A 9,516-nucleotide genomic window follows, 5' to 3' on the forward strand; every position below is an offset into this window, starting at 1 on the left:
GTGCCGGCGGCAGCCCAGCGCCGGCCGCTGGTGACGATCCGCTTCGACCGGCCGGACGTCGCCTATCGCCAGCCGCTCTACGACGCCGTCTCGGCCGCCCTCGACCGCAACCCGGCCGTCACCTTCGAGGTGCAGGGGGTGGCGCCGGCGCGCGGCGAGCCGGCCGACCAGGCGCGGGCGGCGAACGACGCGCGCCGCCAGGCCGAAGGCGTGGTGCGCAGCCTGGTCGAGATGGGCCTGCCGTCGGACCGGGTGTCGCTCTCCGCCGCCACTGCGCGCGAGGCCGCGGTGACCGAGGTCCGGGTGTTCGTGCGCTGAGCCGCGCGCTCATACCAGCCCGCTGAAGGTTTGACCTTCGGCGGGCTGGTACGGGGTCATGTTCGCGCGTGGCCGCCCCACCAGCCCCGCGCGCGATACCCTCCGCACAAAGGTCGAGCCTTTGTGCGGAGGTTATCAGCCCGTCCCCGTCGCCAGCGCCTCGAGCGCGGCGCGATCCAGCACGCGCACATGCGTGGTGTCGTCGAGCGCGATCAGCCCGCGCTTGCGCAAGGTGGTGAAGGTGCGGCTCACGGTCTCGATCGTCAGGCCGAGATAGTCGGCGATGTCGCTGCGGTTCATCGGCAGCACGATCGGCTCGACCGGCTCGCCGCGCCGGACCTGCGCCTGGCCGAGCAGCAGCAGGAACGAGACGAGCTTCTCCTCGGCGTGCTTGCGGCCGAGCAGCACGAGCTGCTCCTGGGTCGCGGCCAGCTCGTCGACCGAGAGCTCGAGCAGGCGCCGGTCGATGCGGCGGAAGCGCTCGCGCAGCGCATCGAGCCTGCGGCGGCCGAACCGGCAGACCCGCGTCTCGCTCAGCGCCTCGGCCGAGTAGCCGTAGTCCGGCCCCGCGGTCAGGCCGATGAAGTCGCCGGCGAAGCGGAACCCGAGCACCTGGCGCCGCCCGTCCGCCAGCAGCTTGTAGAGCTTCACCGCGCCGCGGGTGATGTTCATGACGAAGTCGGCCGGCTCGCCCTCGCGGAACAGGGTGCCGTGCGGCGGCACCTGCGCCTCGGTCAGGATGCGCGTGAGCTCGGCCATCTCGGCGGGTTCGAGCACGGCGCAGAAGTTGCGCTCGCGCACGTCGCAGGAGGCGCAGGGCGCCGGCAGGGCGCCGAGGCGCTGCGAGACCACGCGCAGACTCTCCGGATGGACCATCGCGGCGAACCCTCCCGGCCGTTGCGGCGCGCGGTTCGGCCGCCCGCGTCACCCTGCCTGCCGCACGCGCCAGCATAGCCGTGCTGCGCCGCAACAGACAAGCCGGGGTCGTGCGTTGCGCGCAGCGCCGCCGCGCCCCATGGTCGGCGCGTGTGTGCGCCCCCTCCCGCCGAGTCGTCCCGCCCGACGCTGCGCCTGCTGCCCGGCCATGACCGGCGGCTGCGCGCAGGCCACCCTTGGGTGTTCTCCAACGAGCTCGCCTGGAGCCCGCCGCTGCGCGGGCTCGCGCCGGGCACGGTGGTGCGGATCGAGGCCGCCTCGGGCCGGCCCGAGGGCACGTTCTTCTTCAACCCGCACAGCCTGATCGCGGCGCGGCGGCTCGACCGCGACCCCGAGGCGGCGATCGACCGCGGCTTCGTCGCCGCACGGCTGGAGCGCGCCGCCGCCCTGCGCGCGCGGCTGTTCGCCGCGCCGTACCATCGCCTCTGCCACGCCGAGGGCGACGGGCTGCCCGGGCTGGTGATCGACCGCTACGGCGATGTCCTGGTGGCGAGCCACAACACCGCCGGGATGGCGGCGCTGGAGGCGGAGATCCTCGCGGCCCTCGCCGGGCTGTTCGCGCCCGCGGCGGTGGTGGCGCGCGACGACAGCCACGCCCGCGCGCTCGAGGGCCTGCCGGAGCGCGTGGCGGTGCTGGCCGGCATCCTGCCGGAGCGGGTGGTGGTGGAGGAGGGCGGCGTCGCCTTCCCGGTCGATCCGCTGGGCGGGCAGAAGACCGGCTGGTTCTATGACCAGCGCTTCAACCGCGACCGGGTCGCGGCCCTGGCCGCCGGCGCCCGGGTGCTGGACGTCTACTGCCACACCGGCGCCTTCGGGCTGCGCTGCGCCGCCGCCGGCGCCGCGCATGTCACGCTCGCGGACCGTTCCGAGCCGGCGCTCGCGCTGGCGGCGGAGACGGCGCGCGCGAACGGCCTCGCCGGGCGCGTCGAGATCCGGCGCGCGGAGGCGTTCGGGCTGCTGGAGCGGCTCGCCGGCGAGGGGGGGCGGTTCGATCTCGTGGTCTGCGATCCGCCGGCCTTCGCGAAGTCGCGCAAGGATCACGGCCCGGCGCTGAAGGGCTACGAGAAGCTCGCGCGGCTGGCCGCGGCGGCGGTCGCGCCGGGCGGGTTCCTGTTCCTCGCCTCGTGCAGCCACCACGTCGCGGCGGCCGAGTTCGCCGCATCCGTCGCGCGGGGGCTTGCGCGCGCGGGGCGCGAGGGGCGGATCCTGCGCCTCTCGGGCGCGGGGCCGGACCATCCGGTGCATCCGCACCTGCCGGAGAGCGCCTATCTGAAGGCCGTGCTGCTGCAGCTCGACTGACGCGGGGCCGCGGCGCGGTCCGGCCCGGCGGGGATCAGAGGACGAGCATGCGCGCCGGGCCGAGCACGTCCATCTCGAAGTCGAGCCCGACCACGGGCGGGCGCGCGTAGTGCCACACCACGCCGGGCCCGAGCGCGCCGCGCGGGCCGAAGCACGGGCCGAGCAGGTGGCCGATGTCGAACACGGTGTAGACCTGCGCGTGCACCGCATCGGCCCAGGAGAGGCCGAGCGCCGCCATGCGCTGCTCCATCGCGCCGAGCACGAAGGCGACCTTCTCGGCGAGCGCCTCGGGGTGCGTCTCGCCGGGGCGCACGGTGCGGTCGCGGTACGGACCCTCGCCCTCCGCGGCCTCGCCGCCGCCGGCGATCACGAAGCCCGGCCGCGCCGCGGGACCGGAGGCGGGCACCGTGTAGGAGAAGGCGAACATCACCGGCTCGGCCGGCGGGTCGTAGAGCGGGCAGACATTGGTGCGTGCGACCGGATTGGCGCCGTCCCGGTAGAGGCCCCAGCGCTCGAGCGTCCGCACATAGTCGCGGTTGAACGCGGTGAACCCCGCATCGGTGAAGGGCGCGGGCGAGCGCAGCTCGCAGGCGGCGAAGGCGGTGGTCGGCCGGCCGATCGCGGCGAGGTGGCGCTCGACGAAGGCGAAGGCGTCGGCGAGCGGCAGCGGCCGGCGCAGCCGCACGCGCTCGACCGCGAACCCGTCGAGCGCGGCGATCCCGGCCGAGTACTGGAACACCGAGGGGATGTAGCGGTAGCCGCCCGCCTCGAAACGAACCGCCTGCTGCATGATCCTCCCTCCGTGCCGTGCGCGATCCTGGAGCGGTCCCCACTCGTGTGGAGACCGCTCCAGCCTTGTCCCTGCGAGCATCTTCACGCATGCGGCCGATTCCAGCCGCATGCGATCCGCGCTAGCCGCTCGCGCGCAGCGCGCCGAGCCGGCGTGCGGCGCGCAGCAGGACGGGCGCCATCAGCGTCGCCACCGTGACCGCGAAGAGCACCAGCGCGATCGGCCGGCCGAGGAAGCCCGCCCAGCTCTGGTCGAAGATGATCAGCGACTGCTTCAGGCTCTCCTCGACGAGCTGGCCGAGCACCAGCCCCATCACCAGCGGCGCGGGCGAGATGCCGTGGCGGCGGAAGAAGAACCCCACCACCCCGAACACCAGCATGGTCCAGACATCGCCCATCGCCTGGTTCGGCGCATAGGCGCCGATCACCGAGCAGAACAGCACCGCGGGCCACAGGAACGCGTTCGGGATGAGCGTGATCATCGCGAACAGCTTCGCCATGAACAGCCCGGCGCAGAGGAAGATCAGGTTCGCCGCCAGCATCGAGGAGAAGACGGCGTAGAGGAACTCGGGCTGCTCGTTGAAGAGGTGCGGGCCCGGCCGCACGCCCTGCACCAGGAGGCCGGCCAGGATGATCGCGGTGGTGCCGCTGCCCGGGATGCCGAGCGCGAGCGTGGGCACCATCGAGCCGCCGACCGCGCCGTTGTTCGCCGCCTCCGGCCCGGCGATCCCCTCGATCGCGCCCTTGCCGAACTCCTCCGGGTGCTTCGAGACGCGGCGCACCTCGTTGTAGGCGAGGATCGCGGCGGTGGTGGCGCCGAGTGCCGGCAGCACGCCGATCGCCGTGCCCATCACCGCGCCGATGCCGATCGCCTTGCCGGAGCGGCGGAAATCCTGCCGCGACGGCAGCTTCGCCGCGGTCAGCGGATGGCGCTCGACCCGCTCGTCGAGCCGGGTGGACTGGTCGAGGAGTTCGGCGACCGCGAACAGCCCGGTCAGCACGGGGACGAAGCCGATGCCGTCGGAGAGGTCGGGGATGCCGAAGGTGAAGCGCTCCACGCCGGTGGTCAGATCCATCCCCACCGTCGCGAGCAGCACGCCGAGACAGCCCGCGATCAGGCTCTTGAGCGCGCCCGCGCCGCCGACCGCGCCCAGCATGGACAGCCCGAACACGGCGAGCGCGAAATACTCGGGCGGGCCGAAATTGTACGCGAAACGCGCGAGCAGGGGCGTGGCCACCACCAGCACGCAGACGCTGAAGATGCCGCCCAGCGTGCTCGCGACCGCGGCCATGCCGAGCGCGCGTCCGGCCTCGCCGCGCGCGGCGAGCGGGTAGCCGTCGAGCGCGGTGGCCGAGGCCGAGGGATCGCCCGGCGTGTTGATCAGGATCGCGGTGATCGAGCCGCCGTAGTTGGCGCCGCAGTAGATCGCGCCGAGGAAGGCGATCGCCGCGATCGGGCTCATCGTCACGGTGAGCGGCAGCAGCAGCGCCGCCGTGGTGCTGCCGGAGAGGCCGGGCAGCGCGCCCACGAACACGCCGAGCATGGTGCCGAGCAGCACGATGCCGAACAGCTCGGGCGTCATGATCGAGGCGGCGCCGGCGAGGAAGTCGATCATGCGCGCGCCCTCAGCCGAGCAGGAAGCCGAACGGCCCGACCGGCAGGCTGATGCCGAGCGTGCGCACGAACAGCAGATGCACGGCAAGCCCGAAGGCGAGGGCGACGCCGACCAGCAGGTGCCAGCGCCGCTCGCCCCAGAGCGCGCCGAGTGCCACCATCGCCGCCGTCATGGTGGGCACCAGGCCGAGATGGGGGAACACCACCACCGCGGCCACCAGCAGGGCGAGGGTGGCGGCGAACATGGGCGGGATGCGCGGCAGGGCGGGCGCGGACAGCCCGAGGGCGCGCACGCCGAGCAGGACGGCGAGCAGCACCATGGTGCCGATCACGAGCTGCGGGAACCGTTCCGGCCCCATGCCCTCCATCAGCGCCTCCGGCACCCGGTCGAAGCCCAGGGTGGCGACGAAGGCGGCCGCCCCGAACGCCACCACCACGGCCGCGACCGCGAGGTCCGGGTGCCGCCAGTCCTGTCCGCGCATCCGCGCCATCTCCCGCCGCCCCGGCTCAGCGCGTGATGCCGAGCTCGGCCAGCGCCTCCCTGCCCGTGCGGTAGAAGGCATCGAGCTGCGCCTGCCAGACCCGCCGCCCGGCGACCGACCCCTTCGCCTGGCCGGTGCTGGCGAGGTAGTTCTGGTAGAGCGGCGTGCTCATCGCCTTGATCAGCTTCTCCTCGAGGATCGCGAGCCGGTCCTCGGGCACGCCCTTCAGCACCGCGAAGCCGCGCACCGTGGCGTGCGTGGAGTTGATGCCGATCTCCTTCGCGGTCGGCGTGTCGGGGATCGAGGGCACGCGCTCCTCGTGCAGCACGAGCAGCGGGATGATGTCGCCGGCCTTGATCTGCGCCTCGGGCTCGGCCGGGTTGACCAGTGCGGCGTCGATGTTGCCGGAGACGAGGTTGATCGCGATGTCGCCGCCGCCGCGGAACGGCACGATGGTGGGCTGCTGGATGCCGGCTTCCTTGGCGAAGCCGTAGACCGCGAGGTGGTCGACCCCGCCGACCTGGGTGGTGCCGAACTTGAACTTCGTGGTCTTCGCCGCCTCGAGGAAGTCCTTCGCGGTGCGGAACGGGCTCCCCTTGCCGACCATCAGCACCTGCGGGTCCTCGGTCGCGCGCGCGACGCCGACGATGTCCTCGTAGGTGAGGCCGGGGGCGCGGCCGCGCAGGAGCGTGAGCAGGTGCGTCTGGGTGATCAGCAGGATGGTGTGGCCGTCGCGCGGCTTCGAGGCGGCGTAGGCGAGGGCGGCCGCGCCGCTGCCGCCGACGCGGTTCACCACCACGAGCTCCTGTTTGAACTCGCCCGGCGCATGCACCATCATCATGCGCGCGGTGATGTCGGTGCCGCCGCCGACGCCGGCATGCGTCACGACCTCGATGGTGCGCGAGGGGAACGTCTCCTGCGCGCGGCCGATCGCCGGCATCGCGAGCGCGGGGGTGGCCAGCAGCAGCGTGCGGCGGCGCAGGGCAGGGCTGGTCTTCATCATCATCTCCTCCTTCGACGACCGGGACGTTACAGGATGCGCGTGGCGGCGAGCACCTCCGCGCGCGGCTCGAGGCCGAGGCCGGGCCGGTCGGGCACGCGCACGGTGCCGTTCGCCGGCCTGGGCGCATCCTCGAACAGCGTCTCGCCGATCGCGCGCATGTCGAGATGGAACTCGACCGCACCGCCATTGGCGAGCCCCGCCATCGCGTGCAGGTTGTGCAGCGGCCAGCCGCCGCCGTTGTCGAGCCTCAGGTTGAAGGCCTGGGCGAGGTGCGCGACCTTCTGCACCTCGGTGAAGCCGCCGCCATAGCAGACATTCGGCTGCAGCACGTCGACCGCGCCGGCCTCGATCAGCGCGCGGTGGCGGTAGCGGTCGCCCTCCATCTGGCCGACGGCGATCGGGATGCCGCCGAGGCGGCGCAGATCGGCGAGCGCGCGCGGATCGTTCGCGGCGAGCGGCTCCTCGAACCAGGCGAGGTCGCATTCGGCGGCGGCGCGGGCGAGCTCGCGCGCCGAGAACGGATCGAAGGCGCAATTGGCGTCGATCATCAGCGCGACCTCCGGCCCGATCGCCGCCCGCACGCGGCGGATGCGCGCGAGATCCTCGCGCCAGCCGCCGGGCCGCGCGCCGACCACCATCTTCAGCGCGCTCGCCCCCGCGGCGAGCTCGGCCTCGGCGACGCGCACCAGCGTCTCCGCATCGTAGGCGGGGAAGCCGAAGGTCACGTAGGTGGGACAGGCCGCGCGCGCGCCGCCCAGGAGCGCGGCGACGGGGCGGCCGTGGATCTTCCCCTTGAGGTCCCAGAGCGCGATGTCGATCGCCGAGACGGCGTGGCAGAGCGTGCCGGTGAAGCCGCGCGGGTTGAGCGTGCGGGCGATGCGGTCATGGATCGCCTCGGTCGCCTCCGGATCGGCGCCGAGCAGGAGCGGCGCGAGGTCCTGCTCGATCGCGGCCTTCACTGCGGCCGGCAGGACGGCGCCGGTCAGCCCGTGGCCGGCGAGCCCGGCATCGGTCTCGACGGTCGCGAAGACGACACGGCGTGTCGTCGGCCGCTCGATGAGCGGCAGGCGCAGGCTGAACTCGTGCACGGTCGCGGTGATCGCGGTCAGGCGCATCGGCGCGGGCGGTTCCTCCCTCGGGACGCGCAGGGTGGTCGGGGAGGGGAGATGTGTCAACAGTTGACGGTTGCCGGGGCCGGCGCCGATCCGGGGGCGGACCGGCCCGGCCGCCGCGACGGTCGTTCCGCGCCGTGCGGGGCCGCGCTCAGTCGCGCCGCAGCACCCCGGTGAAGGTCAGCACCGCCATCGGCACGACCAGCAGGCCCAGCAGGGCATAGCCGATCCGCCCGAGCATCCATGCCCAGGCGGCCGGCGCATCCTCGCGGATGGCGCAGGCCGGGCCGCCCGGGACGGTGATGACGGGAGCGAACTGGGTGGCCGCCAAGGCGCCGGCCTTCACCCAGGCCTCGGCCGAGCTCCAGGCGAAGTCCCGCCAGCAGGGCTCGGCCTCGCCGCGCGGGGCGTCGGCCCGCACCAGCACGCCGCGATCGGCCGCCCCCATCGCGCCCGCCGTGCCGAGACCGACGAGGAGCGCCAGCGTGGCGAGACCGCGCAGCGAGCTGTAGTAGTGCCCGAAGGCGAGGCCGACGAAGCGCGCCCACAGCCGCCGCCACCACGGCTCGACGCGGCAGGCGAGCTGCCAGGCGCGCTTGTCGCGGGCGAAATGATCCGCCTCCGCGCCGTAGCCGAGCGCGCGCAGCACCCGGATGAGCTGTTCATGCGGCTGCGGCGTGTAGTGTCGCGGCTGCGGGCGTCGCGCGGCGCTCTGCCGCCGCAGCCAGGCCAGGCGCGCCTGCCCGAGATCGGTGCTCGCGTGCCGGTCACCCTCCGGCAGCGCCAGGGTGTCGTAGGTGAAGCCGTGCAGGCGCAGTTCGACGCCGCGCAGTGCGCCGGTGCGCGGGTCGTAGGGCGGCCGGTCGCTGGCGATGTCGTCGAGCACCATGGCATGGGCGCCCGAGAGGTCGATGACGCCGGTGGTGGCGGTGAACCCCTCCACCTTCAGCCGGTCGCCGATGCGCGCCTTGCGCAGGGAGAGGACCAGCCGGTTGTCGTCATTCGGATGTGGCGCCAGCGACGCGTTGCTGAGCCGAAGGTCGCCGCCGATCGTCGCGCCGGGCAGGCGGACCGCGCCCCTGGCCTCGAAGCGGTGGACGTCGGCAGGTGAGAGGAAGACGGAGCCCTTGATCTCGGCGCGGTCGGCGGCCAGTGCGGCCCCGCCGTCGTGCGCAGTGAGCGACGCGCCGGACAGCACCAGGGGGCCGCCGATGGCAGCATCGGTGAGACTCACCCCGCCGCTGACGGTCGCGCATCGGAACAGCGCATCGCCGACTGTCCTCAGGCCGTGAGCCACAACCTTGGACAGCCGCGCATGGGACAGATCCAGCCGCCGCAACGACGCACCGCGCGCCGTCAGCGCGAAGCCACCATCGCCGCCCCATGCGGTGCAGTGGCGCAGCAACACCTGCGGCGCCGGCCCCTCGATCGCGCCGAGGTCGGAAATGTCGACCTCGCCGTCGATCCGCGCACCGATGACCGTCAGCCCGCGTCGATGCACGGCGACCCTCGCCCCGGGCGCATCCTCCGCCTCGCCCCAGAGCAGGGCGGCGAGGAAGGCGCCGCGCACCCGGCGTTCTGCTTCCGGCAGGCTCGCGAGGTCGGCGGTCTCGCCGGCGACGCTGCGCGCCAGGATCAGGCGTTCCCCTTCCGTCTCGGGCTGCATCGGCGATCTCCCGGTTCGACCCCCAGCGCAGGTCGCAGCACCTGCCGACGCCGCTACGCCGCCTCCCGCACGCCGCGCGCGCGCCAGGTCAACGCCTCGGCCACGTGCAGCCGCTTCACCGCCGCACTCCCCGCCAGATCGGCGAGCGTGCGGGCCACGCGCAGCGTGCGCGCGAAGCCGCGCGTCGAGAGCCGGAGCCGCACCGCCGCCTGCTCGGCGAGTGCGAGCGCATCCGCCTCGGCCTGGAGCGTGGCGCGCAGCACCTCGCCGTCGGCCTCGGCGTTGCTCGCGGGACC

8 protein-coding genes and 2 pseudogenes are annotated in these 9,516 nt (G+C 73.9%); 2 read left to right on the plus strand and 8 right to left on the minus strand.

Annotated elements, in window-relative coordinates; all coding sequences use genetic code 11:
• Positions 1 to 318: pseudogene (locus FK498_RS19365) on the plus strand (hypothetical protein); the annotation flags it as partial.
• A 135-nt stretch (positions 319 to 453) separates the two neighbouring features.
• On the opposite strand, the gene FK498_RS14555 reads toward FK498_RS19365, so the two are convergent.
• Positions 454 to 1,194 (minus strand): helix-turn-helix domain-containing protein, encoded by a 741-nt coding sequence (locus FK498_RS14555; protein WP_141855754.1) that lies wholly within the window; start codon positions 1,192 to 1,194, stop codon positions 454 to 456.
• Between the two features lie 150 nt (positions 1,195 to 1,344).
• Between FK498_RS14555 and FK498_RS14560 the strand changes: the two genes are divergently transcribed.
• Positions 1,345 to 2,553 carry a class I SAM-dependent rRNA methyltransferase gene (locus tag FK498_RS14560; RefSeq protein ID WP_141855755.1) on the plus strand — a complete coding sequence of 403 codons (1,209 nt, stop codon included), beginning with the start codon at positions 1,345 to 1,347 and terminating at the stop codon, positions 2,551 to 2,553.
• Between the two features lie 34 nt (positions 2,554 to 2,587).
• On the opposite strand, the gene FK498_RS14565 is transcribed toward FK498_RS14560, so the two are convergent.
• From FK498_RS14565 to FK498_RS14595, 7 genes and pseudogenes are all read right to left on the minus strand, one after another.
• Positions 2,588 to 3,343: a hypothetical protein gene (locus tag FK498_RS14565; RefSeq protein WP_141855757.1), complete on the minus strand. Its 756-nt coding sequence runs from the start codon at positions 3,341 to 3,343 to the stop codon at positions 2,588 to 2,590.
• Positions 3,344 to 3,464: 121 nt separating this feature from the next.
• Positions 3,465 to 4,958, minus strand: a complete 1,494-nt coding sequence (locus tag FK498_RS14570) for a tripartite tricarboxylate transporter permease (protein WP_141855759.1) — start codon at positions 4,956 to 4,958, stop codon at positions 3,465 to 3,467.
• Positions 4,959 to 4,968: 10 nt separating this feature from the next.
• Positions 4,969 to 5,439, minus strand: coding sequence for a tripartite tricarboxylate transporter TctB family protein (locus tag FK498_RS14575; protein WP_161988430.1), 471 nt, complete (start codon positions 5,437 to 5,439; stop codon positions 4,969 to 4,971).
• 25 nt (positions 5,440 to 5,464) lie between these two features.
• Positions 5,465 to 6,442 (minus strand): tripartite tricarboxylate transporter substrate binding protein, encoded by a 978-nt coding sequence (locus tag FK498_RS14580; protein WP_161988431.1) that lies wholly within the window; start codon positions 6,440 to 6,442, stop codon positions 5,465 to 5,467.
• A gap of 26 nt (positions 6,443 to 6,468) precedes the next feature.
• On the minus strand, positions 6,469 to 7,557 hold the full coding sequence (locus FK498_RS14585) for a mandelate racemase/muconate lactonizing enzyme family protein (protein WP_141855765.1): 1,089 nt from the start codon (positions 7,555 to 7,557) through the stop codon (positions 6,469 to 6,471).
• Between the two features lie 148 nt (positions 7,558 to 7,705).
• Positions 7,706 to 9,220, minus strand: coding sequence for a hypothetical protein (locus FK498_RS14590; protein WP_141855767.1), 1,515 nt, complete (start codon positions 9,218 to 9,220; stop codon positions 7,706 to 7,708).
• Between the two features lie 53 nt (positions 9,221 to 9,273).
• Positions 9,274 to 9,516, minus strand: a pseudogene (locus FK498_RS14595) (ATP-binding protein); the annotation flags it as partial.

Origin of the sequence: Elioraea sp. Yellowstone (assembly GCF_006704265.1) — a bacterium.
GTDB lineage: Bacteria > Pseudomonadota > Alphaproteobacteria > Acetobacterales > Acetobacteraceae > Elioraea.

Bases quoted from the DNA above. Each gene is read 5' to 3' on its own strand.
- FK498_RS14555 (WP_141855754.1), bottom strand. From the start codon at position 1,194: ATGGTCCATCCGGAGAGTCTGCGCGTGGTCTCGCAGCGCCTCGGCGCC.
- FK498_RS14565 (WP_141855757.1), bottom strand. From the start codon at position 3,343: ATGCAGCAGGCGGTTCGTTTCGAGGCGGGCGGCTACCGCTACATCCCC.
- FK498_RS14570 (WP_141855759.1), bottom strand. From the start codon at position 4,958: ATGATCGACTTCCTCGCCGGCGCCGCCTCGATCATGACGCCCGAGCTG.
- FK498_RS14575 (WP_161988430.1), bottom strand. From the start codon at position 5,439: ATGCGCGGACAGGACTGGCGGCACCCGGACCTCGCGGTCGCGGCCGTG.
- FK498_RS14580 (WP_161988431.1), bottom strand. From the start codon at position 6,442: ATGATGAAGACCAGCCCTGCCCTGCGCCGCCGCACGCTGCTGCTGGCC.
- FK498_RS14585 (WP_141855765.1), bottom strand. From the start codon at position 7,557: ATGCGCCTGACCGCGATCACCGCGACCGTGCACGAGTTCAGCCTGCGC.
- FK498_RS14590 (WP_141855767.1), bottom strand. From the start codon at position 9,220: ATGCAGCCCGAGACGGAAGGGGAACGCCTGATCCTGGCGCGCAGCGTC.